Annotated in this window: 17 protein-coding genes; 10 read left to right on the top strand and 7 right to left on the bottom strand. The window is 45.0% G+C overall.

Features of this window, described 5'->3' with window-relative positions:
- Positions 1-5: 5 nt before the first annotated feature.
- From OQ477_RS05250 to OQ477_RS05210, 9 genes are all read left to right on the top strand, one after another.
- Positions 6-641, top strand: a complete 636-nt coding sequence (locus tag OQ477_RS05250) for a bifunctional 2-keto-4-hydroxyglutarate aldolase/2-keto-3-deoxy-6-phosphogluconate aldolase (RefSeq protein WP_012117658.1) — start codon at positions 6-8, stop codon at positions 639-641.
- A gap of 1 nt (position 642) precedes the next feature.
- On the top strand, positions 643-1,719 hold the full coding sequence (gene uxuA, locus OQ477_RS05245) for a mannonate dehydratase (protein ID WP_265971653.1): 1,077 nt from the start codon (positions 643-645) through the stop codon (positions 1,717-1,719).
- Positions 1,716-2,552, top strand: coding sequence for an SDR family oxidoreductase (locus OQ477_RS05240; RefSeq protein WP_082998072.1), 837 nt, complete (start codon positions 1,716-1,718; stop codon positions 2,550-2,552). Before uxuA ends, OQ477_RS05240 begins: the two co-directional genes overlap by 4 nt.
- 83 nt (positions 2,553-2,635) lie before the next feature.
- Positions 2,636-3,637 carry a substrate-binding domain-containing protein gene (locus OQ477_RS05235; protein WP_265971650.1) on the top strand — a complete coding sequence of 334 codons (1,002 nt, stop codon included), beginning with the start codon at positions 2,636-2,638 and terminating at the stop codon, positions 3,635-3,637.
- Between the two features lie 77 nt (positions 3,638-3,714).
- A complete protein-coding gene (locus OQ477_RS05230; protein WP_265971649.1) occupies positions 3,715-4,986 on the top strand; it encodes an MFS transporter in 1,272 nt (423 codons plus the stop codon).
- Positions 4,987-5,104: 118 nt separating this feature from the next.
- Positions 5,105-5,920 carry a hypothetical protein gene (locus OQ477_RS05225; RefSeq protein WP_265971647.1) on the top strand — a complete coding sequence of 272 codons (816 nt, stop codon included), beginning with the start codon at positions 5,105-5,107 and terminating at the stop codon, positions 5,918-5,920.
- The gene (locus tag OQ477_RS05220; protein ID WP_043867165.1) at positions 5,917-6,525 is read left to right on the top strand and encodes a DUF4166 domain-containing protein; all 609 of its coding nucleotides are present in this window, start codon (positions 5,917-5,919) and stop codon (positions 6,523-6,525) included. Before OQ477_RS05225 ends, OQ477_RS05220 begins: the two co-directional genes overlap by 4 nt.
- Positions 6,519-8,147: a YndJ family protein gene (locus OQ477_RS05215; protein WP_265971646.1), complete on the top strand. Its 1,629-nt coding sequence runs from the start codon at positions 6,519-6,521 to the stop codon at positions 8,145-8,147. Before OQ477_RS05220 ends, OQ477_RS05215 begins: the two co-directional genes overlap by 7 nt.
- 125 nt (positions 8,148-8,272) lie before the next feature.
- Positions 8,273-8,848 (top strand): hypothetical protein, encoded by a 576-nt coding sequence (locus tag OQ477_RS05210; RefSeq protein ID WP_265971645.1) that lies wholly within the window; start codon positions 8,273-8,275, stop codon positions 8,846-8,848.
- A 243-nt stretch (positions 8,849-9,091) separates the two neighbouring features.
- Here OQ477_RS05210 and OQ477_RS05205 read toward each other — a convergent pair whose 3' ends face one another.
- A complete protein-coding gene (locus OQ477_RS05205) occupies positions 9,092-10,189 on the bottom strand; it encodes a choline esterase (RefSeq protein ID WP_323054498.1) in 1,098 nt (365 codons plus the stop codon).
- Positions 10,190-10,366: 177 nt separating this feature from the next.
- Complete coding sequence (locus OQ477_RS05200; RefSeq protein WP_265971644.1) at positions 10,367-11,866, bottom strand: cellulase family glycosylhydrolase; 1,500 nt, start codon at positions 11,864-11,866, stop codon at positions 10,367-10,369.
- 459 nt (positions 11,867-12,325) lie between these two features.
- On the opposite strand from OQ477_RS05200, the gene OQ477_RS05195 reads away from it, so the two are divergent.
- Entirely contained in the window at positions 12,326-12,637 is a 312-nt protein-coding gene (locus OQ477_RS05195; protein ID WP_014418041.1) for a DUF4870 domain-containing protein, read from the top strand.
- Between the two features lie 50 nt (positions 12,638-12,687).
- Here the strand turns inward: OQ477_RS05195 and OQ477_RS05190 are convergent, their stop codons facing one another.
- The 5 genes from OQ477_RS05190 to bamC form a co-directional block, all read right to left on the bottom strand.
- On the bottom strand, positions 12,688-14,088 hold the full coding sequence (locus tag OQ477_RS05190) for a sensor histidine kinase (RefSeq protein ID WP_265971642.1): 1,401 nt from the start codon (positions 14,086-14,088) through the stop codon (positions 12,688-12,690).
- A 2-nt stretch (positions 14,089-14,090) separates the two neighbouring features.
- Positions 14,091-14,798: a response regulator transcription factor gene (locus OQ477_RS05185; protein ID WP_044802970.1), complete on the bottom strand. Its 708-nt coding sequence runs from the start codon at positions 14,796-14,798 to the stop codon at positions 14,091-14,093.
- A 143-nt stretch (positions 14,799-14,941) separates the two neighbouring features.
- The gene (locus OQ477_RS05180) at positions 14,942-16,213 is read right to left on the bottom strand and encodes a glucuronoxylanase (protein WP_265971640.1); all 1,272 of its coding nucleotides are present in this window, start codon (positions 16,211-16,213) and stop codon (positions 14,942-14,944) included.
- A gap of 61 nt (positions 16,214-16,274) precedes the next feature.
- The gene (locus OQ477_RS05175; RefSeq protein WP_265971639.1) at positions 16,275-17,813 is read right to left on the bottom strand and encodes a glycoside hydrolase family 43 protein; all 1,539 of its coding nucleotides are present in this window, start codon (positions 17,811-17,813) and stop codon (positions 16,275-16,277) included.
- A gap of 323 nt (positions 17,814-18,136) precedes the next feature.
- Entirely contained in the window at positions 18,137-25,996 is a 7,860-nt protein-coding gene (gene bamC / locus OQ477_RS05170; RefSeq protein WP_265971638.1) for a bacillomycin D non-ribosomal peptide synthetase BamC, read from the bottom strand.
- Positions 25,997-26,046 lie beyond the last annotated feature (50 nt).

Genomic DNA, 26,046 nt, shown 5'->3' with positions numbered 1-26,046 from the left:
CGAGAATGCTGCCTAAGTACGCCATTTACGAAAAACTTCTACATGCACAAGTGGTGGCTGTCATAAGGGGACAAAACAGTCAAGAGGCGCTTGAAGTTTCAAAAGCGGCCATTTCAGGAGGTATCAGCGCCATTGAGCTTACATACACAACTCCTGAAGTGGAAGATGTCTTTAAGGAACTCCGGCATCAAGATATTCTTCTTGGAGCCGGTTCTGTAATGGATACAGAAACGGCGAGACACGCCATTTTATCAGGCGCCTCATTTATCGTCAGCTCTCATTTTGTAAAAGAGATAGCATCTCTATGCAACCAGTACAGCGTACCGTATCTTCCGGGATGCATGAGCGTGTCTGATATGGCTTTGGCGCTCGAAGCCGGATGTGATGTGGTAAAGCTGTTCCCCGCTAATTCGTTTGACCCTTCATTTATCAAGTCGGTCAACGGCCCTCTGCCGAATGTCCGCATTATGCCGACCGGGGGTATCTCATTAAACAGCATGAATGACTGGCTCTCTGCCGGAGCGGTCGCGGTCGGTGTGGGAAGCGACTTGACAAAAGCATATCAAAAGGGCGGCTATGAAGCTGCCGTATCCCTCAGCAAAGAATACGTCTGCCGAAAAAACGAATATACAGGGGTGTAACATGAATATCACGTTTCGCTGGTACGGCCAAGGTAATGATACGGTGACTCTTGAACATGTCAGACAAATTCCCGGGGTCAAAGGCATCGTCTGGGCTCTTCACCAGAAGCCCGCGGGCGATGTATGGGAAAAGGAGGACATTGAAGCGGAAGTCAGATTCATTCAATCCTATGGGTTTCATGCAGAGGTCGTGGAAAGCGTGAATGTTCATGAAGCCATTAAACTCGGTCATGAAGAACGCGGACAATATATTGAGCACTATAAACAGACCATTCGCAATCTGTCCGAATTCGGCGTGAAAGTCATCTGTTACAATTTCATGCCGATATTTGACTGGACGCGTACCGATATGTTCCGCGCCCTGGAGGATGGGTCAACCGCTTTGTTTTTTGAAAAATCGAAAGTGGAAAGTCTCCCTCCGGAGGAACTGATCCGCACGGTTGAAGAATCTTCTGATTTGACGCTTCCCGGGTGGGAGTCGGAGAAAATGGCCCGGATCAAGGAACTGTTTGAGGCCTATCAAACGGTCGGTGAAAAACAGCTTTGGGCCAATCTTGAGTTCTTTTTACATGAAATCCTTCCTGTAGCAGAGGAACACGGCATTCAAATGGCCATTCATCCGGATGATCCGCCCTGGTCAATTTTTGGCCTGCCCCGTATTATCACCGGTGAGAAAAGTTATGAAAAGCTGCGAGAGATTTCGGATTCACCCGCCAACTGTATTACGTTATGCACGGGTTCGATGGGAGCGGATCCCGCCAATGATATGGTTAAGATCGCCAAACACTATGCGGGAGCTGCGCCGTTTGCCCATATACGAAATGTGAAAATCTGCGATAACGGTGATTTTAAGGAAACTTCGCATCTTACCAGTGATGGGTCCATTGATATTACCGGTGTGGTAAAAGAATTGCACGGCCAAGGCTATAAAGGATATATACGGCCTGATCACGGCCGTCATATCTGGGGCGAACAATGCCGGCCGGGTTATGGTTTATATGATCGTGCCTTAGGAATTATGTACTTGAACGGACTGTGGGATGCGTTCTCGTTTCATGAGAAAGGGGTGAAGAGATGAGACCGATTCATGAACGTTTATCAGGAAGAACCGCTGTCATAACAGGCGGGAGCGGTGTTCTCTGTTCAGCAATGGCAAAGGAGCTTTCACGGCAGGGGATGAAAATTGCGATCGTCAGCCGGAATGCTGATAAAGCAGAGCGTGCGGCGGGCGAGATTGCTGACGCTGGAGGAACCGCGGTTTCTGTACCGGCTGATGTTTCAGCCCGTGATTCGCTCGAAAAGGCAAAAGACGAGATTATCAGCCGGTTCGGTTCTGTCAATCTTTTAATTAACGGAGCCGGGGGAAACCACCCTGATGCAATCACTGCCAGTGAGACGTATGAAGAGGATGAGCAGGGCACATCCTTTTTTGATATGGACGAAACGGGGTTTTCCAGCGTATTTTCAACCAACTTTACCGGTGCATTTCTGGCATCGCAAGTGTTTGGAAAAGACCTTTTGAAGGCGGAATGTCCCGCGATTATTAATATTTCTTCTATGAGTGCGTATACACCGATGACAAAGGTGCCCGCCTACAGCGCGGCCAAGGCGGCGGTTCAGAATTTTACGATGTGGATGGCTGTTCATTTCGCAAAAAAAGGGCTGCGGGTGAATGCCATCGCTCCGGGTTTCTTTTTGACTGCGCAAAACCGTGGGTTGTTATTACAGGAAGATGGAAGTCTGACAGACCGATCCAATAAGATTATGGCACATACACCGATGAAACGTTTCGGGAAACCGGAAGACCTTCTGGGAACGCTCCTGTGGCTTTCGGATGATTCATGCTCAGGCTTTGTCACCGGGGTCACCGTTCCCGTCGACGGAGGTTTTATGGCTTATTCCGGAGTGTGACAGAATCCCTGTCCCTGTCAGATTGTAAACCATTTACTTCTGACTTATACTAGTGAAAAATGAGGACAGACGGGGATGAGTCTATGAAAACCATTACAATTTCTGATGTGGCGAAATATGCAAACGTATCTAAAAGCACCGTATCTCAATTTTTAAATCAGCGCTATGACTATATGAGCGAGAAAACGAAACAAAAAATAGAAGCGGCTATTCAAGAGCTGAACTATCAGCCGAATTTCGTCGCCCGCAGCTTAAAACAGAAATCAACATTTACGGTAGGTGTGGTGGTGGCTAATATTCTTCACACCTTTTCCACTCAGGTCATCAGGGCGGTTGAAGACTATTTTCATGAACAAGGATTTCATATTATTGTCTGCAATGCGGATGATGAACCGGAAAAAGAAAAGAAATATATTGAAATGCTCAGGGCCAAGCAGGTGGACGGAATTATTATTTTTCCGACGGGCGAAAATCTCTCTTTATATGAAAAGATGAAACGCGATACGTTTCCGGTCGTGTTTATGGACAGAACCATTGAAGAACTCGGGATTCCGACAGTGATGCTTGATAACCATCATGCAGCCGGTCTTGCCGTTGACCGGTTTATCGAAAGCGGCATTAAGAGAATCGCGATTATTACGACGTCCATTATTCGGGAAATCAGTCCGAGGGTAGAAAGGATTGAAGGGTATAAGAAGGCGCTTGACCGCCACGGAATGATGGTGCGGAACGAATATATCAAAACAGCCGATGCGGCTGATATTTCCAATGTTTTGTCAGAGCTGTTCTCACTTGAGGAGCCTCCGAAAGCGATATTGGCGGCAAACGATATCGTTCTTGTTGAGGTGCTGAAGTATATGAAGGAGCATGATATGACAATTCCGGATAAGGCTGCCGTCATCGGGATTGATGAAGTTCCTTTTGCGGGTTTTTTTACTCCTCCGATTACGACGATCGTTCAGCCTGCGGCAGAAATGGCGCGAAAAGCGGGAAGCCTTCTTCTTCGCCAGGTACAAGAAAAAGATGGCGGTGAAAAACGGATTCACCGCTATAAACCGGCGCTGCTCGCAAGACAATCCGGATAACCGGTTTCATTGCATAAACCGGTTTACTCCGGCAATTCAAATGTCTGAATATTATGAAATGATGAGAGGGGGATTTTATGTTCTCAAAGGATAGATTCCCTATTATTCTTCTTTTATTTTCAGCCGGGGTGATTAACTATTTAGACCGCTCAGCGCTGTCTATTGCAGCGCCGTTCATACAGCAGGATCTCACATTGTCGGCAACCCAAATGGGGCTGATTTTCAGCAGTTTTTCTGTCGGATACGCTGTGTTTAACTTTCTAGGCGGTGTTGCATCTGACCGGTACGGGGCTAAATTGACATTGTGTACGGCGATGATCGTTTGGTCTCTTTTCAGCGGAGCGGTTTCGCTTGCTTTCGGATTTGTAAGTCTTTTGATTATCCGTGTTTTATTCGGTATGGGGGAGGGGCCGCTGTCGGCTGCCATAAGCAAAATGGTCAACAATTGGTTTCCTCCGTCTCAGCGCGCCACGGTCATCGGCCTGACAAACAGCGGCACGCCGCTCGGCGGAGCGATTTCCGGCCCGATTGTCGGGATGATTGCTGTGGCGTTCAGCTGGAAGGTTTCCTTTGTCCTGATCATGATCATCGGTTTAGTCTGGGCGGTCATCTGGTTTAAATTTGCCAAAGAACGGCCGGCGCCGACGGAAGACGCCCCGGCAATGAAAACGGAGATTCAGTCACATGAGCAGCATATCCCGATGACCTTTTATTTGAAACAAAAAACGGTTCTCTTCACGGCGTTTGCCTTTTTCGCCTACAATTACATTTTATTTTTCTTCTTAACATGGTTTCCGAGCTATCTGGTGAAAGAACGCGGTTTAAGTGTTGAATTTATGAGCGTGGTGACTGTTATTCCCTGGATTCTTGGATTTATCGGTTTGGCGGCAGGCGGAATGATTTCTGATTATGTATTCAAAAAAACCGCCGGAAAAGGGGTTTTGTTCTCACGGAAAGTCATTCTTGTCACTTGTTTGTTCGCTTCCGCTGTACTGATCGGATTTGCCGGACTTGTTACCACTACCGTAAGTGCCGTTATTCTCGTTGCTTTATCAGTCTTCTTTTTATATATAACGGGCTCTATCTATTGGGCGGTCATTCATGATGTGGTTGATCAAAGGAATGTCGGGTCAGTCGGCGGCTTTATGCATTTTCTTGCAAACACGGCCGGTATTATCGGGCCTGCTTTAACCGGCTTTATCGCGGATAAAAGCGGATCATTCTCGGGGGCGTTTTTGCTTGCAGGCGGATTAGCCGTTTTGGCCTCGGCTGCGGTAATCCGTTTCGTGCGTCCGATTATCATTCAACCCGCTTCTGAAGATAAAAAAGACACGATACCTTATTCATAAGTCATCAAAGCCACTGAGGCTGTCCTGCCGATAACGGGATGGCCTTTTCGTTCTGCCGCTTGATCTGTTCCTATGATAATATAGGAATTGTTTACAAAAGAAGGGAAGAGGAGGGAGCATGAAACAGAAGCCGATATATGTCGAAATCAATATTGCATCTGATATAGAAACGCTTTGGGAATATACGCAAAACCCGCATCTTCATAAGGAATGGGATCTGCGTTTTTCTGACATTACATATCTTCATAGGCTGCCAGATGAACCGCAGAGATTTCTATATGAAACACGAATCGGTTTTGGGCTGAAGGTATCCGGCACGGGCGAATCAATAGGTGACATAAGGTCTCGCTCGTCAGAAAGAGTGTCTTCACTCGCTTTTGCCTCTGCTCATCCGCTGTCACTTATAAAAGAAGGCAGGGGCTACTGGAAGTATATAGAGCGGGATAACGGACAAACCGCATTTTTGACTCAATATCAATATGTAACGGCCCGCGGTCTGCCGGGAAGTTGGATAGACCGTTTTTTATTTCGTCCTCTGCTAAGCTGGGCTACCGCATGGAGCTTTGATGCGTTGCGGCTTTGGATAGAACAAAACAGACATCCGAAGATATCAGTCCGTTTCGGATTTGTCTATGTCTTTATGTGTCTCGTATTCAGTCTGTATTGGTTTTTTCAAGGCTTTCATGATGGCTGTGCCGATGCAGAGATCGTGAGGGGAGCGCTGGAGACAGGGTTAGGGGTATTATGGCTGCTTCCCATGCGGAGAAAGTGGCTGATTCACACCGGGCAGTCAGTCTTCTTTTGTGTAACGGCACTGCTATATTCCGACGGCGGATTCGTGATCTCATTAGGAGTACTTACAATAGCCGGCATGATTCTTAAGCTCAAGCTGCCGAGCGCCTGGCATACAAAACGAAAGAGAGAAGTGAAATGACGGATTCAATGTATGAAAAAGCGATTACTCATTATCAATCACTGCACCCGATGCTGCAGAAACGGTACAGATTTGACGGATCACGCACGTTTTGCGGAGAAGGCGTTATGTCAGAAATAAAGGGAGGTTCTTTTCTTGTCAGAATGCTTTTAAAGACAGGTGTTTTTTTCAGATGTTTTTTCTCAGAGAGGGGAAACGATATCCCTTTCACTATCGAAAACAAAAACAGGCAAAATGGCGTAGAATGGAACCGTACCTTTTTCTTTAAAGGCAAAACGCGTTTTTTTGATGCGGTCATGGAATATGATGAGCGGGAAAACAGAATTCTTGATTACTTCGGCAAACCTCACATCCTACTGTCTGAACTGCATTTAGAAGCGTCTTCAGACGGAGGGCTTGTTATTACATCCGGAAGGCAGTGGCTCCTGATAGGCGGAAAGAAAATCCCGCTTCCGGCATGGCTGTGCGGCAGTTCAACCGTTTATGAGGCTTATGATGAGGAAATGAATTGCTTCAGCATAAAGGTTCATGTGAAAAACCGGATACTCGGCACGCTTTTCTCTTACCGGGGGACTTTCCGGGAAACAGAGGGAGAAACATGCTGAAGCGTTATCTCATGGTAAGCGTGATTTGCTTTTTGGGATTTGCGGCGGCTGAAGCTCCGCATATATCAGCTGCTGAGACGTTTGTTTTATTTTCTGTACTTTTTTTCGTTCCCGCTGTATTCGATTTTGCTTTTCGGCCGTCAAAGACCTTAGAGAATGTGTTATTACGGAGTTATCCTGTTGCCGCTTTATGTGCGGTGCTTGCGCTTGTCACAGACTTCAGTTTTTTTGCCTTTGTGTGGCTCATTTATACGCTTGGGCTGGCACTGTATGCTGTCCGGCGGCTGATGAAAACAAATATTCACAGAACAGAAGAGATGTCTGTTATGGCGGGTTTCATTTATTTGGCCGGGGGCGGATTCTGGTTCTTCGCATATGTCCTTGAGATTCCCGTCATGAATTTCGGCCCGCTTATCGTTCTGCTGACGGCGGTGCACTTTCACTATTCCGCTTTCCTCATTCCGATCTTTAACGGATTGCTTGGCAGGATCATACGGGAGAAACGCGAACTTTACCAGTGGAGCACGGTCATTATTTTGATTTCGCCGATCCTTATTGCCTTGGGGATTACATTTTCAAAGACACTTGATGTGATTGCTGTCGCTCTGTATCTGGCGGGTCTGTATGTAAATGCATATCTCGTCTTTACGGCGCCGTTTGTTACGAAAACAGGAAGGGTCTTGATCAGGAGTTCTTCGGCTGTTTTAATGATCACAATTGCTTTTTCTTTGATATATTCGTACGGTGTCTACCGCGAGGAGGCAACGCTCACGATCAGCCAGATGATTTGGATTCACGGGGCCGTCAATGCATTCGGCGTTATCCTGCCGGCTTTGGCGGGGTGGAGGTTGGAAAATCCGAGACCGTTTGATGAGGGCAGTGAAAGAACGTTCAGCCGTATTTACGGGAAGAAAACGATAGGCAAAGAATTTTTGACTGATATTCATGCAGCAAATGACATCCATTATACCGGCCTTCTGGATCAGCTGAGAGAACTGCATTCTGAAGACTTTTCAACTGAAAAACTGGCGCCGGCCGTTATTTCCTTTTATGAAGAGACAATTGATTATGACATCATGGCAAAAGTGACGTGGAGCAGATGGTTTCGTCCGTTCGCGCGCATGTACGAGCCGTTCAGCAGAAGAGCGGGGCAGATTCACCTGTCCATGAATCCGGATTGGTATATCATGCACAGTGATATTATAGGAGTTGACTCTGACAAAGATGGCAGAAAAAATGTCCGTGCGTGGATCAGAACAAATGAAAAGCAGGAAACCGTTTTTACTGCGCTGTATTCAGCGTACAGGTCAAAAGGGGAAGGATACATGAATATCTCTCTTCCGCTGCCGTACGGCCAAATGACGGGCATTTTAAAACCTTATGCGCGTAAGCAGAATCTTATTTTGACAAGCAGACGGCGAAAAAGCGGAGCGGGTGATGAAGGGATTTATCTGCAGACGAAATGGGGGGCGTGTCATCTTCCGCTGGCAGAGACATTTCTTATTTCAGCCCAGAGCGAAACCAGCCTGAAGGCCGTTCATCATATGTGGCTGTTCGGACTGAAATTTTTAACTGTGCATTATCGGATCACTCATGCTTCCGCAGGTAACCGAAGCAAATAACAAGCTGCAGAGCCGTCTGTTCAAGGGATGAGCATGAGCGGTTATTTGTCAGTGAATGAGGATGGGACGCGGCATTTTGGATCGGGAGCGGCCTCGGTCTTTGCCTGTCTTTCATGATTCGCGAAATGAAAACGACCGCAATGTTTGGCTTCACAACGGCGAGAAAGAAATCAGCTTGTTGTCTTTTCGTTTATGACTACGCACGCACTGGCTCTGCTAGTGATAAGAACATTAGTTCGCAGGTGCGGAAACGGGTAACATTAAAGCTGTTTTATTTACTCGTAGCCGTTTTTATTTTTATCATTCCTTTTACCGTCAGCCCGCTGGCGCTTTATATCGTTCAGGTTTTAATAGGTTTTTCACTCGGCATTATTTTTCCTTTGCTGCTTGGAAAGTCGATTGAGTCTGTTTCGGCAGACATGAGAGCAACATCGACGGGGCATACCAGGTGCTTTATGCACTCGGTATTTTCGGAGGACCTTTGGTCGCAGGATTTTTTAATGATTGGCTGGGGCTCAGAGCCGGATTTTATTTTGCGGGGGTGCTCGGGCTGGCGGCTGTCATACTTGCTCATATGTGGGGAGCCGATGCGAAAAAATCGCCGGAAAAATGCAGGGAAGATGCGGCAAAGTATTACCAGACATGGTTTTTTTATTTCTGTCCCTAAAAATGATCTCATTCCGGGTAAAGGCCAAAGCTGAATTAAACCTAACGCTGGAAACATTTTTATACATGTAACGAAATGACTGCAATAACACAATGTACGGTTATTTCGTTATAAATTTCTCTTCTGTCTCAATAACTAAAGTATACTTGATTTACGAGACGTATAATTCATTTCTTTGTTTAACTTCCTAGAATATATATTATGTAAACTAGAAATTGTGAAGAGAATATAAAAGTGGATTCATATTCTAAGAGCATCCCCTTTTTGTAAGGTAATATTAAAAAACCTCTACGTCCTTAATAAATTGGTCATATATGTAATGATCAAAAAAGTTCTTCGTATAGTCTGTAACAAGATTTCGCATCTCCATGGCATCCCGTTCGCCTCTAAGTTCCTCATTCACACTGGTAAACACGATGTCGCAGTAATCTAAATGCGCAGCACGATCAACAGAGAAATAATAGGTATCCATGCTATTGTTAGCGCCAATGATCGCATTCATGTTATAGTTCGGTTCAGAAAACAGCAGCAAGAAGGGTTTCTTGATGTCGCTGCCCTGAAGGCCGAACGCACCGCTGTCCAAGCCAATCCCGCAGGCGAACCGGTCGTCGTCCCGGCAAACAATCGCCGTCGTAGCCCCTCCATAAGAATGTCCGACTATGCCAATACCGATGTCAAGCAACAATCTGCCCTTAAAGATGGAATTCAGCTCTCCAGAGTCCAATTTGACAAGACAATCGGCTGCATACCTTACATCTTCTGCCTGTAATTCACTATACTTTGTTAACTTGTCAAGTATCGGCAGTGTAAGCACGTTTTGGCACATCTCAATGGCAGTTTCGTCGTCAGGACGCATCTCCATCTTACCAGCCAACGCCATCATCTCCGGATCTTCAGAAAACGCCATAATAACATCCGAAAAATCCTTTGATATATTAAACAGGCGCCCATCTTTACGCTTATACATCGTGCTATTCTGATGGCCGATGCTTACCACAACATATCCCATGCTTGCCAAGTCTGTACAGATCACTGTACCCCATTCTGGAGAACCGCCCCCGCCGCAAACATAAAATAACACTGGATAGCGTTTTTCCATCCCGGAGAGAGCAAGGCCGTCGTAACATTGGGTCTTGATATCTATAGAGTAAGCATCCTTCAACGCAGTGAGAAGCGTCTGCTCATCAAGCATTTCGCAGACTTCAGGAAACATGTACGCTGATGTAGTCTTCCCTTCGCTGCTGTCGGACGGATAGTACACAAACGCCGTCAGTTCTCTTTTTGCATGATCTGATGCCGTGTACTCAAAATCCATCTGGGTTCGGCCGACAGTATAGCCGCCAATTGGCTCTGGAAATGCGTCATACTTTTTCATTCTCTTGTTCCCCCTTAAGTAATAAAAGTGGCAGATGTGAAATACACACATTGCGCTACAAACGCTTTTCATTACATCATATGTTCAGTGAATCATATCTACTCCTTGGCTTTCTTGAGATTGCTAACAACAGATGATAAAAGCGGACATCGTTGCTGATGTCCGCCTAAAGCTTAACTAATTGGGTTCTGTACCCCAAATCAGTTTTCCTTGATGATATAATGTGATTTTTTTCGTTGTTTTAAATGTATTTGATTGGAAAAAGGAATAATCGCCGCTTTGTGCATAATTGCTCCAGTCATCATTGTGAAGACGAAGCTGAATATTCCCTGTGCTTGCTCCCGGTGACAGTGTTCCTGTTTTAAACCCCAGTTCCAGATAGGTATCTGCACCTTGCTTAGGTTTATGCAGCGTCACAAATTTGTGGGTCAGATTACCGCATCCAATCTGCGCGTAGTCACAGTCAAAGTTTTGGCCTTTGTTTTTCGCGTTATACCAGTAACGGGCAGTGACACCTTTTAAATCAACCTTGGTATTCCCGTTATTTTTTATGTGAAGCTGCGGGCGGATTTGATTGCTGTTCACACTCCCATCCCCTGCTTTGTATTGTACAGAAACGCCTTTTTCCTGTGTGGGATTATCTTGTGCTGGCGTTTCAGGGCCGTCCTTCGTTGAATCTTTGTTGCCGCGAATGTTTTCTCTTACGAAGGTTCCTGAAGCAGTTAAATCTGACAGCGGCCAGCCGCCTGTTTTAGATGCTCCAGGCTTTAACGCTGAGGATGATTCCTGCTTATCAGAAAGATTCCAGTTCACCCAGCTGATTTTCTTGCTGTCGAGATAATTCAGCCATTCCCGCGACTGGTCAAGGAATACACCGCCATTTCCAGACGCGTCGCTTGTTCCCCATTCCGTCACGAAAATAGGCGCTCCTTTACTGAGTGCATAGTTTGCTTTATCCCGTAAAGATTGGCCGTGTGTGCCGGCATAAAAATGAAGCGCGTACATGACGTTTGCATCTTTTAGCTGGTCATCGGCAGCATCATTCACATCCTGGCTCCATGTACCGGTTCCGACAATGATGGGATTGTCGGGGTCATTTTTGCGGATAACGGAAATCACTTCTTCCGCATACGGTTTAATATCACGCTTCCAGTTCACGTCACCGTTTGGTTCATTTGCAATTTCATAAATGACGTTTGGCGTGTTTCCGTAAAGACTTGACATCTCCTTGAAAAATTCTTTTGCCTTCTCTTTATTTTGGTTTGGATTGCCGTCATTTAAGATATGCCAGTCAATGATGACATATATCCCAAGTTCTTTTGCTGTTTCAACTGCTTCTTTCACTTTGTTTTTCACAGACGGGTTGTCAATATAACCGCCGTCTGCCGTATACATTGCCGCGCGGAAAACGGTGATGCCCCAATCGTCTCTCAGCCATTTTAAGCTGTCTTTATTGACGAAATCGCCATACCATTGCAATCCGTGTGAGCTGATCCCTTTCAGCTGTACCGCTTTGCCGTCTCGGTTTACGAGCTGTGTACCTTTTATGCTAAGCTGACCATTCTTGGCTACTGGCGTTTTTGTCCCTGCTGCTGATGCCGGTGAAGCTGGCAAGCCGCTCATTGTCAATACCGTAATCAATAAACACGTAATAAAAATAGAAATTGACCGTTTCATATCTGATCTTTTCCTCCTTCGCATCATTTTGGCTCTTTCTTATGAGCTCGAACTCATTGTAAAAATCTTTCTCATGATTGTCTATCAACCTAATTTCTTGTTTTTAGGAGGTGTAAAAGCCTGTCAATTTGCTCTATCTCTATTGAATAAGACACACTTGACACATATAGTACAAAGAAAATCGGACTGAATCGGGACTTTACACGTCATTTTTCAATCGAATCGAAAAATTAAATTTATTTCCAACGTAGACACGCTGAATGTGATGAGTCTCAATATGGCATTGAATCTTATGATTGCTGTAAGAAGACGAGCCCTTGCCCGTCCTTGTTAATTTAAGGTTGATGTAAGGTTCGGATTAATACGGGTTAAGGTTGGAGTTGTACAATAAGATTGTACTTCAGTGAGGGATTCAGCCAGAAGAATTCCCCCTTCAATAAATCATAGAGGTGAAAAGGTTTGAGAGAAAATAAAATTTTGTCTTCATTATGTTACTTCAGTATATTTTTTGCGCCGTTTCTGTTTCCGATTATCGTCTATTTCTTAGGTCAGGACGATGTGAAATATCATGCGAAAAAATCTTTATGGACGCATCTGATTCCTTATTTGATTTTTGTAATTGGCATCATCGCTTCAGGTTTACTTGGTATGAATGACATCAGGCACGCCGGGCCTTTCCTGCTTGCGACGTATGCTGTTACATTCCTTGTGGCGATCTACTTTTTCATTTGGAACATTGTCAAAGGAATCAAAGTGTTTTCGGAACAATAGGAAAAAACGGTTCTGTAATTAATCAACAGAACCGTTTTTTTGTATAGCCATTATGATAATTGTATATCTATCGTTGTCCCTTCTCCCGCGGTGCTTTGAATGGTGATGTCCCCTCCGTGCTTTTGGATAATATCCTTTGCTATGGCCATTCCAAGACCAGAGCCTGCATGCGTCGTTCCTGTATTTGTGCCCCTGTAATAGCGATCAAACACTTTTTCCAGCTCCTCTTCTTCTATCCCTTTGCCGTTGTCCTTAATTGTCACATGAGTCCGTTCTTTTTGTTCAAGCTGTACAACGATCTTCACATCGGGATCATTGTGAACGAGGGCATTTAAAATGAGATTCGTGACCGCTCTCCGAATCAATATCGCATCAAGGTTCAGCATCAGCTTTTCCAGGTTCGTTTGAAGTTCAATGGACTTATCCTCATATCTAGAATCGTTTAACATATCAATTAACGTTTCCCGCAGCAGCGATACAAGGTTTACCTGCTCTGTATGTAACATCACATCGTTGTTTTTCAGCCTTGTCGTTAAATTTAAATCTTCCATCACATCTTTCATATAGAGGGATTTACTCTCAATGATCTGGGCGTACTCTCTGATCTGTTCGACTGTGAGATGGTAATTTGGATCTTGGATGATTTCTGCATAGCCCTGAATAGATGCTAATGGTGTTTTAATGTCATGAGAAATATGACTGATCCACTCTTCACGCATTTGCTCTAATTTATCTTTTTCTTTTTTGCTTGAAGATAGTTGTTCCGATAAATGATTGACATTATAGAAGACATCTTTATAAATGCCTTTGGATTTCATTTTGATCGTATAATCTCCATTAGCTAACCGCTGGATTCCTTGAATGACACGGCCGAGCGGTTTTGTGAGCTGCCGGCTGAATAGATAGCCAATGAGTAACGCGATCAATGCATCTATTGATAATAATATGATGGTCCCTGCATTGAACTTCGTCACAAATTCCTTGGTATCATATGAGAGGACATATTTTCCGAGAGAGGGATTTTTAAACCCTATAAAGTAACTGTACTCCTTGCCGTTTACTTTTTTTCCGCCGGCGTAAATGGTTGATAATAATTGTTCATCCTTATATTTATGTAAATTTACAATTTCAATAGGCGTATATTTTTTCTTCAGTCCTTTAGGTTCTCTATCATGATAAACATCCTGTCCGTTTTCATCTAATATTTGAATCCATGCATTCTGCTCTTTTAAAGCTTTTTGGCCCTCTTTGTTTACTGTGATACCATTGTTCGATAACGTGACATATTGTCGGAATGATCTTGTGAAAGTTTCCGGTGTACTTTCTTCGTCATGTTGGCTGTTCGCCTGGAAAACGAGCCAAAACATAAAAATAAATAAATTAATGAAGACTGTAATGATGGTCACGATAATGACAGAGACCATATATCTGCCTGTTAATCGCCAATTCATCCTTACGCATCCTTTACAGCAAATTTGTAGCCTAACCCTTTCACAGTGACGAGAAAGTCTGGTTTTGATGGGGTGTTTTCTATTTTCTCACGGAGCCTGCGTATATGAACCATCACCGTGTTGTCAGAACCGAAGAAATCTTCTCCCCATACAGCTTGATAGAGTGTTTCTTTACTGATCACCCGATTGGGATGCTGCAGAAAATAGGTCATAAGCATAAGTTCTTTAGGTGTTAACTCAATAGCCGCTTCATTTTTGGTGAGCTCGGCTTGTTGTTGGTTTAATTCAAATGGTCCTTTTTTTATCACGGTTCCGGTTTGAGAAGGCTGTAAGTAAGAGACCCGTCTCAGCTGCGCTTTGACTCGATATGCAACTTCCTTAGGGCTGAAGGGTTTTGTAATGTAGTCGTCCCCGCCGATGGCAAGTCCTACAATTTTATCCGTTTCCTCCCCCTTTGCAGACAAAAAGATAATAGGAACGTGTGAAATGTCTCTTATTTGCTTGCAGATATCATAGCCTTCACCGTCTGGCAGCATGATATCCAATATCACAAGATCGGGATTTTCTTGATGAAATTGAGCCAATCCGTCACGGGCAGTCGAAGCGGTGATCACGCGATCAATGCCTTCTCTTATTAATACGGTTTTGATCAGTTCCAAAATTTCTTTTTCGTCGTCTATGATTAATACTTTGCTGTGAAGCCGTGACATATATTGATCACTCCTTGAAGTCATTGTCATTATTATACCCAATGTCCATGTATCGTTAAAAAAATCAACACTTCTCTCCCAAAGAAAATAAGCCAATTTTCTTTTTTGAGTAAGAAAATTGGCTTATTGCGATGCTGATGCCTTTAACGCTTTACAACAAATGTTGTCACGCTTTGAGTCGGAAGATGGGCCCAAAAATGATTGTCCGTTACTTTGAGATCCGTTCCAGGCTGAAGATTGCTGCTGCTGCTCGTGACCCATCTGGATACTTGCGAAGCAGTTCCATTCTGCAACACAAAGTTTTGGTTGACCCCTGTGTTATTTTTATTAATGGCAACAATCACGACTTTATTGTCTCCTTTATAGGCTGACACGTACACATTCGGTTCAGGATTTTTCGTTGCATCAATCCTTACATAGCCAGGGCGCACAAATTTTGAGAAATGAGCCATATTGTATCCGCGTTTGCTGATCATTCCATCTTCTTTCATAGGGCCGTATGATCTGCGGATGTACCACCACACATAAGCTTGAAAATCTCCCTCTACCATTGAATGGTGAATATGCTCTGAAACACCTAAAGCCTCAGGCCAGCGATCCGCTGAATTGTTGTCACTATTCGGATAGTATACCTCCGTCATCCATAGCTCTTTCCCTCCTCCTTTTTGTTTGAAAAGAGGATAAGGAAACTGACTGACCTGAGTGCCGTACAGGTGGGTTCCGAGGATATCCATATTCCTAAGCGCCTGCGGATCGTTCAAAATGGGGTCCGATATATTTTTCAGGTATTGAAATGATTCCGGCGCAATCACGCGGGCATTAATGGAACCGGCATTCTCTCTCATGAAACGCAGGATTTCTTGGGGCGTCCACCATGTCCATTCGTGAGCGTAATCAGGCTCGTTTTGCATAGAAATCGCATACAGATTCACACCATTACTCTTCATGAAATTAACGAAATCGTTAAGATGCTGCGCGTATGCGGCGTACTTATCGTATCTCAGCCGCTTAGCTGATGTGTCACCATTATGATTGAAAGTCTCAACCATATCGTTTGGCGGATTCCAAGGGGAAGCAAAAACGATTGCTCCATGTTTGATCGCACTCTTTGCAGTCTCCACTTCCTTGTACCAATTGTTTCTATTTTCATCTACATGAATTCTTAAGACCGAAAAACCTAACTGATTCTGTCCATTGCCAAAAGCGGTCTCCCGTTGAGGCGCAGTCAAATCTCCAATCCAAGCCGGGTGGTTCATTCCTCCAAAACCGCGAATCACTTGTCTATCTGCAGATATATTAACTGTCGCATCACTCGCTGCTGAAACTTCAGTAACTCCCGGTCCTAAGAGCATGACGGACAGCATTGTGAAACATACCAATAATGCACAAATTGTTTTTTTTACGCTCGACATCATTTTTCCCTCTCCTTCATATGTCGTTTATGGACAAAGAAAACGTACCTTTGTCACCCTTTGCTTATCTTTGTGTAAACTGCCAGTAATCAACATTAAACAAGTTTCCTGTACCAGTTCCCGTAAATACAAAGAATACGTTGTGAACACCGGATGCGCCGCTTACCGCAGTTTCTATTTCTCTCCAGGATTGCGTTCCGCCTGTCGAAGGGACATTCAAGGTTCCGACAAGCTTACCGTTTGCACTGTCTAGCCGCACTTCTATTTTTCCGCCTCTAGCGGACGCTACATTTGCTTTAAACGTCCTGGCGCCGCCTGAGCCGAAGTCTGCATTTCCAACAGCAATCCAGTCTCCGTTATGAATGTTTGTGACATGTTGATTATTGACCGGCCCGCCGGGTGCTGAGGATGCCTCTGTCAAAATCCGTCCGTTCCAGGCAAACGTTTCCGCTTCTACCCGGTTATATGGATTCAAGTTGGATAGCTGTTTGACACCTGCAAAATTTGCCGCTACCTCTTGCAGGGAGCCATCTGGATTATGCACAAGCTTATTAATATGGGGAGAACGGTATCCTTTGCCGGCCCCGTAAAGAGCGGAGCTGACAGTTTGAGTATGATACACCACATACCACTCGTTTTTAAAATTGAAAACAGCATGGTGATTGTTCCCGCCACCTCCGAAAAATGCTCCCGGATTTTTCAGAAAGTGCCCTCTATACGAAAAAGAATCCATAGGACTTGAGCTGGTCATATAGCCAATCTCACCTGGAGGTTTATCGGCGGGGTGCGCGCCCCCGAAATTGATACAATAGGAATAGTAATATTTTCCGTTATACTTATGCATCCCTGAGTCTTCAAACATAAATGGCGCATCAATGGTCGATGCACTTCCAGCAACACTGGTCATATCAGGACCTAATTTCATGACTCTTGCTGTTTTAGGATTGGCCCATTGCCCCTGCGTTGGATTTGAACCGCCCGGAACGCCTCCGCCGGCATATAGGTAACCGGTACCGTCATCATCTATGAATACTGCCGGATCAAAAAGCCATACAACACCGGACATTCCTGGCGTATTTGGCGTTACCAGCGCTTTTCCGATCGGATCTGTCCATGGGCCGGTCGGGCTGTCTGCAGTGAGAACCCCGATACCTCCGCCGCCGTTTGCGAAATAAAGGAAAAATTTATCCTTACCATTGATCTTTTTCACCGCGGCTGACGGGGCCCATGATGCTCCTGCCCATTTGGCAATCCCCCGGCCGCCATTCGCCCCATTGGCACCCGCTGCGGGAATCGCTCCGTGATCTGTCCAGTTCACCATATCCGCTGAAGATATGACGGATATTTTATTCAAATTGGCAAATGAATTATCCTTAATCGTTCCGTCGCTGTTATATTCATAGTCATCGCTTGACATATAGATGTAGACTCTTCCGTTATAGGTCAGCGCAAACGGATCTGCTCCCAAATGATGGTCTATAAGCGGATTTGAATTCCCAACATGTTTTGCAATTGGAGTGCTGGCAGCATACGCAGACTTCCCAGTGAAGCAACTCAATAATAAAGCAAGGACCCATAGGCATACCCAACATTTTTTACACATAACTTGACATCCTCCTTTTTCTTTAAATTTAGGGAACTTTTACCATCTGAGAACAAATTGCAGTACCGGCAGTAAAAAGCAGACTCCGCAGTTAAGCAACTCAATAATAGAGCTAGTACCTATAAACATACGCTACACTTTTTTCTAATAACTTGACATCCTCCTTTTTCCTTAAAATGTATGATGTTTTTTTTACCATTTGATGACAACTGGGCATGGAGAACGGCTCTGGAGTAAGCCTTGCGAACACAGGAGTATGACTCTCGCCTTTTTAATAAAAACGCCGCTGAGTACCAGGCCAGCGGCGTTTTACACTTGATCATTTACATTTTGTCAAACTTTGCGTCTCCCGCAAACGATCCCATTGACAGTTGTTCTTCAAGAACAAGTCCGTGATGATGCCGCTCTTCAATCCTTTTGATAATAGATCGAATTGTATCCGTATTTTCTTCAATATTGTGAGGGTCAAAGATCGTCACATGGTCTCCTTTTAATTTGTACTCAAGGTAATGCTGTGCGGTTGATTGCTTCCATCCTCTATCGGTCAACTCGCCGCATAGAAAATGATGAATGTCGGCGTTCACCGCGCCGGAATTGATCAGTTTATTGTGATATGTGAGATAGCTTCTGATTTTATCCTTAATGGAAGGAATGGTTAATAATTCTCTATAATAATCCGGAATGATATCCAGATTCCGATGAATGATCTCTTCGGTTTCCTCTTCCGAAAAATAATTCACCGAAACGGCTCTTTTAGAATCAAGCATCATAATGTCCGATACGATGCGTCCGCGCTTCTCCAAGGCTTTGGCAACCTCAAAAGCCAAATTCGACCCCGAGGAGTAACCAAGTAAAACAAAGGGCCCTTGTTCCTGAATGCCTATCATGCTTTCTGCATACCGGTCAACGATCTCTTGCTCGTAAGACGGCTCTTCTAGGAAATCAGCGGCATAGACGGTGCAGCGGCCGTCAAGTCTTTTCGCCATTTCATTATAGACCAGCCCGTATCCGATTAAAGGCGGGAAACAGAACACAGGGATTGAACCGTTCTGATTCATCTTGACGAATACGTTATCCGTTCTGGACTCGAAAACTGCCGCTTGTATGGCGCGTGCCATTGTTTCAATGGTAGGGAAATCGTATACGGCTTGATAATGCATTTTGATTCCCATACGGTCGTTGATTTGATGAATAACTTGCAATACTTTGAGCGAATGGCCGCCAACGTCAAAGAAGTTATCTTTAATTCCCGGGTCACTGATAGCTAAAATATTCTTCCATATCTCGGCCAGCTGCTTTTCAATTAACGTTCCGGGCGCTTCGTATTCGGTTCCAGTAAGCCTATTTCCCTCAGGAGCCGGCAAAGCTTTTCGATCGATTTTTCCATTTGCGGTTATCGGCATCTTCTCCATTTGGACAAAGTAAGCCGGTATCATATAAGCGGGCAGTTTGTTCAGTAAATGACGCTTCAGCTTCGCCATATTTAATGAATCGTCTCCTGACAAGTAGGCGCACAGCTGCTTTGAGCCCTCTTCTTCAATTGCGATGACGACCGCTTCTTTGACAGATTCCGATTGCAATAAAGCCGCTTCGACCTCGCCAATTTCAATCCGGTAGCCCCGGATTTTCACCTGATGATCAATTCTTCCCAAATACTCGATATTGCCGTCAGGCAGCCACCGGGCGACATCTCCCGTTTTGTACATTTTTTCGCCTGCGGCAAACGGGTGTTCAACAAATTTCTCAGCCGTTAATTCCGGGCGGTTCAAATATCCTCTGGCCAGTCCCTCTCCTGCCACATAGAGTTCGCCCGGTATGCCCATTACCTGAATGTGCTGATATTCGTCCAAAATATACGCTTGCAGGGTAGGAATAGGTTGTCCGATGTTGCTTCTGCCCTCGTCGATTTCCCGTTCCGTGATTTCTTTATATGTGACATGAACGGTGGTTTCGGTGATGCCGTACATATTGATTAATTGGGTTAAAGGATATTTAAGCTTCCAGTCTTTCAAGAAGGATGGATTTAACGCCTCTCCGCCAAATATGATCTTTCGGATGTTTAAATTGGATTCGGGATCTGCTCTCTCCTCCTGCATCAGTTGATAGAAATAACTCGGCGTTTGATTTAAAATAGTCACAGCTTCCGATTTTAACAATTGCAAATACCTTTCCGGGTTTTTTGCTATTTGTTTCGGAACAATCACTAATTTGCCCCCATACAGCAGCGCTCCGTACATTTCCCATACTGAAAAGTCAAAGCAGAAGGAATGAAACAAAGTCCAAGTGTCCGATGCATTAAAATCAAAAACATTTTTGTTGTTAAATAACAGACGAACCACGTTTTTATGTTCAATGAGCGTGCCTTTCGGATTCCCCGTTGTTCCTGATGTATAAATAACGTAGGCTAAATGATTTGGCATCACGTTCAGATTGAGATTAGATGCTTCGGCGCCGTATGATGACGGATCGTCAAGGAAGACAGTATGACTTTGATAATCGGTACCTTCCAGAAGATGATGCTGCAATAATAAGATAGAGACGTTAGAATCCTCAAGCATATAATGGATGCGTTCTTTCGGATAATCCGGATCGATCGGTACGTAAACGCCCCCGGCTTTCAAAATAGCAAGGATGCCTATCACCATCTCCGGTGAACGTTCCGCCATAATGCCGACAAGCTCCTCGGCCTGAAGTCCTTTGGCAACCAAGGTTCGGGCCAACTGATTGGCGCGTTCATTTAATAACCGATACGTCAGCTTCTTATCTTCAAAAACAATCGCCGCTTGCTCCGGCGTTTGCTCCGCTTGTTCTTCAAACAATTGATGAATCGTCTTTTCCTTTGGATACTCAGCCGCCGTATCGTTGAACTTATCTATCAGGAGCGATCGCTCATCCGCTGTTACGATATCGAGGTCTTGAACGCGAATTTCCTGATCGTCCGCCATTTGCTTCATGATTTGCATGAAATGCGTCTGCATCCGTTCGACACTTGCTTGGTCATAAACATCGCGATTGTATACAAAACGAATGTCAATTTCTCCATCCGGCATCACGATAAAAGTAAAATCGTAATGAGTATGTTCTTCCATATGAAAATCGAGAATGTCTAATGCGTTGTCATCCTGCTTCATATGTTCTATTTGTTTCTCAACCGGGTAATTCTCAAATACCATAATATGATTGATCAACTGCTGCTTTTGGTCAGTTTGAGCCTGAATGTCATACAACGGAAATGTATCATATTTTTGAGAAGCCAGTGCCCGCTCCTGGTTCATTTTCAATACTTGTGCAGCTGTCATTTCAGGCTGCGTATGAATACGTACGGGAATGGTATTGATAAATAAACCGACCATGGTTTCAATTCCCGGAATTTCTGCCGGTCTGCCGGATACGACCGTGCCGAAGACGACATCCTGACTCCCGTTGTATCTTTGCAGCAATAAGCCCCATGCGGTTTGTATCCATGTATTGACGGTAACTTGCTGGCGGCTTGCGGCCCGTTTGATTTCGTCTGTGAGCCGCTTTCCTAAACGAAACTCATGCTCACCTTTTTCGTATCCTTTCGCCTGGCCGGAAGGTTGTTCTTGTAACAAAACAGTCTGCCCTTCATAACCTTCTAAATAGTTGCGCCAATAGGCTGACGCCTGCTTGTGATCTTGTTGATCCAGCCATTCGATATATCGGCTGTATGGGGTGACGGCTCCCCGCTTCGGCTGCCTTTGCTCAAGTATCGCATAATAGGTTTCAAACACTTCTTTCGTAACAAGAGGCAAACACCAGCCATCCATTAAAATATGATGAAAGCTCCATATCAACCGCGCTTGGTCTTCCTCTGTCCGCAGGATCGATACGCGCATTAAAGCATCCCGGGTGAGATTGAATCCCCGCGCCTTATCTCTTCTTGCAAAATCGGCAATAAACTCGCTGCGCTGATGACTGTTCATGCTGCGAATATCTTCAACGGCCGTTTCAATCGGCTTTTGCCGGAATACAATCTGCAAAGGCTGATCTTTCCATTCTGTATAAAAAAGAGTCCGAAGAATGTCATATTTTTCGGCCAGATGCGCCAAACTCATCCTGAATGCATCGATATCCAAGAAACCTTTCAGATCAAAAGCGGCTTGTTCAAAGTAAGCTTCGGAAGCCGAATCGATCAAGCTGTGGAACAACATTCCTTTCTGCATCGGGGTTAATGGGTATATATTTTCAATGTCACCGAGATGACTCGTTTGCTGCACAAATTGATCCAGTTCACCGATCGTTATACCTTTTAACGAAATATCGCTTGGCGTCAGGTGAATTTGATCTTGAGCATCACAATGTGCGATGACTTGCTGCAGGCTGCTTTTTAAGAGATCGGCGCAGGCTTCCATTGTTTCTCTTTGATATTGTTTACCGCAATAGCTGATAGCCAGCGACAACCGGCCGTCTGAAATCATGCCGTTGATATCAAGTGTATAGGTCAAGGGACGATTGTCACTGGCTGTTTTCCCGCTTGAGTAAGGGGATACCTCCATCTTGCCGTTCCGGACATCTTGATCAAATTGACCCAAATAATTGAAACGTATTTCCGGATGTCCGGTCCATTCATGTGCCTTCGGGTGATCGGACAAATATTTGATCAGGCCGTAACCTATTCCTTTTTGGGGGATCTGACGCAAATTTTCTTTCACTGTTTTAATCCGCTGCGGGATATCCTGATCAGCTTTGATTTGAAGCGAAACCGGATATAGGCTTGTGAACCATCCCACCGTACGCGAAATATCGAGATCCGGAATGATAGACTCTCTGCCGTGTCCTTCAAGATCAATGAGAATGTCTTCATATCCGGTCCAACGATGAATAGCAATTCCCAGACCGGTCAGTAATAAATCGTTCATATCGGTCGAATAAGCCCGGTGAGCGTTTTTTAATAAACGTTCGGTTTCCTCAACGGTCCATTGAACGATGACCGTTTCCCGGTCTTTGGCCAGACCGGTTTCCTGTTCATTGTCCTTGGGCAATGTATACTGCGGATTATGTTTCTGTCTGAACCAGTATTGATTTTCCGCTTCGAATTCCTGACTTTCTGCATAACGATTCAACTGTTCAGCCCATAACAGGTAAGAGTCCGTTTTCATCGGAAGCCGGATCGCTTCGCCGTTTTGAAGCTGCTCATAAGCTGCCGCTATATCCTCAAGTAAAATCCTCCACGATACGCCGTCGATGACCAGATGATGAACTGCAATCAGCAAATGATCTCCCTCTTGACACCGGAACAATCCCAGTTTCATGAGCGGTCCTTCAGCTAAATGAATGGATTGCTGAATCTCATTGGAAATGGTTTCTATCGTCTGGGACACATTTTTTTCTTCGCGTAATGAGATCACTTCAAGGCTGAACAGATCACCTTCATCGATCCCCCGATTTCGGGCTTCATATCCATCTTCTGTCGGAACATAGACCATGCGCAAAGCATCGTGATGCTCTGTGATCTTCTTCATGACGTCCCGAAGCTTTGATTCATCCAGTCCCTCTTTCCAATAAAGCATAACCGCTTGATTGTAATGGTGTAATTCCGGGTATTTCTGGTCAAAAAACCAATGCTGAATCGGGGTCAGCAGCGCCCGGCCTTTAATTTCTCCTTGTTCTGCGATTCGGGTTACCGGCTCTACGTATGGAACAAGCTCGGAGATCGTTGGGTATTTAAACAAGTGTTTGATTTCAAACTTATACCCGGCTTGGTATAATCTTGAGGACACTTGAATCGACTTAATGGAATCGCCCCCCAATTCGAAGAAATGATCTGAGATTCCGACCCGTTCTAAGCCTAAGACCGACTCCCACACCGCGGCCAGTATTTTTTCCAGTTCTGCTTGAGGAGCTTCATAGTTCATGCCTGTAAGATTCTCTCTTGGAGAAGGAAGGGATTTACGGTCTATTTTCCCGTTGAAAGTAAGCGGCATCTCTTCCAGCTGAACGAAATACGCAGGTATCATATAGGATGGAAGCTGCCGGGACAGCTCTTCACGGAGCTCGCCTGCAGTTAAAGCATGTTGTGCGGTATAATAGGCGCACAAAGATGTTTCCCCATCGATTTCCCGGGCGATAACGATGGCTTCTTTGATCCCCGGCAGCTGAAAAAAAGCGCCTTCGACTTCGCCGATTTCAATGCGGTAACCGCGGATTTTCACCTGGTGATCAATCCGGCCCAAATACTCGATATTGCCGTCCGGCAGCCATCTTGCCAAGTCTCCCGTCCGGTATATCCGTTCTCCTGATGCAATCGGATGGTTTACAAACTTCTCGGCCGTCAGTTCGGGACGATTCAAGTAGCCCCTTGCAAGCCCATCGCCCGCGATGCACAGTTCTCCCGCCACACCGGTCGGCTGCATATGTTCCAAATCAGCATGTAATATATACAATTGAATGTTGGAAATCGGTTTGCCTATCGGAATCGATGCATATGTTTCTTCCGTCTGGCAATCAAAGTATGATACATCAATTGTTGCCTCAGTCGGTCCGTACAAGTTAATGATTCGAGCCTGGCTCACCGACGTTATGATGCGTTTGAAGCCTGCGACATGTACAGGCTTCAAAGCCTCCCCGCTTGCAAACACATGTCTTAATGACGCTAATTTTTGTTTCAACATCCCGCTTGGCTTCTGATCCATGGATTCCAGGAAGGCATGCAGCATCGCCGGTACAAAATGCATTGTGCTGACGCCTTTTTGTGCAATTGTATCTAAAATCAGCTCGGGATTCTTTTCTCCTCCGCTTGGCAGCAGAACCAATCTGGAACCTGATATCGTCCACCAGAACAGTTCCCACACTGATACATCAAAGGTGATCGCAGTTTTTTGCAGAATCGCATCCCGCTCATCGAGACGGTATTTTTCCTGCATCCACACCAGCCGATTGATGACCGACCGGTGCTCAACCATAACCCCTTTCGGCTTGCCCGTTGAACCCGATGTATAAATAACATAGGCCAGATGATCCGGACCAGCAGCCGGCTCTACATTCGACCCGTCTTCACAAAAGTTTTGCGGATCTTTCATATCCAGCACTTTTCCCGTAAAAGGTACTCTCTCTTGCGATTGATTCTGCACGAGTAACAACTTCGTATCTGAATCCTCCAATATGTATCGAACCCGTTCCTCGGGATAGCCCGGGTCAATCGGTACATACGCCCCGCCGGCTTTCAAGATCCCGAAGATCCCTACAATCATATCCAGGGAGCGTTCGGCCATAATCCCGACCGGCTGATCCGGCTGCACGCCTTCAGATTGCAGTGTCCGAGCGAGTTGATTCGCCTTTTCATTCAATTCACGGTACGTCAGACGGCTATCCTCGTAGACAACAGCCGTTTGATCAGGGGTACGTTCCGCTTGTTCCTCCAAAAATTGATGAATCGTTTTTTCTCTTGGATACTCTGCAGCCGTTTGATTATAGGCGATGAGTTGATTTGTCTCTGAGTCTGACAGAATATTAAGCTGGCGGATTATAAGGTCGGGTTGGAATAACAAAATCGAAAAAATCCGGTTTACATGTTCGATCACTTGCATCATATACTGGCGATCATAAGCTTGTTCATTATAAGTTAACTTTAAATGAATCGAATCATTTTCTATGGAAAACTGAAATAACGTATCAGCAGCAGCCGTTTCTATAAAACGAATGGGGTGCAGCTGATCTAGTGATACGATCGTATGGATCATTGGCAAATGATTTGAATCGTAGTTCAGATTTAATGGACCGGCCATTTTATCGAAAGGAACGTGCTGATGTAAGATGGCTCCGTTCAGCTTATGTTTGAATTCATTAAATATGGATTTAAACGTGCTGTCCGCATTTATGTTTTGTTTGATTAACATGACTTGGTCTAAACGAAGGTCCTCATCGGTTTCGTCTTCAAAGGTCGGTACACCTACAATAACGCCCTCTTCCCCCGTATATTTGTACAAAAGACACTCGATTCCAACCAGGAGAACCATATAAACGGCCATTGGCGATTTATTCGTCATCTTCATGATGCGCAGGGATACATCGGAGCTCAATGAACTGTGAATACGGTTGGGTGCACTCGGCGCATCATGCTTTATTGCTGAGTCCGACATTTGAAACGAAGGGATTGCACTGGGACGATCTTCCGCATCGAACATGCTGCTCCAGAACAACTCCTGTTGCTTAAATTCTGACATTAATATCCCTCCAGTAAGTTTTAGCCGGCTGACCGCTGTCCCCGTAAAAA

The sequence above is a fragment of the Bacillus sp. ChL18 genome (assembly GCF_026241425.1).
In the GTDB taxonomy this organism is placed as follows: Bacteria; Bacillota; Bacilli; order Bacillales; family Bacillaceae; genus Bacillus; species Bacillus velezensis.
This window is presented reverse-complemented; position numbering and strand designations above follow the sequence as displayed.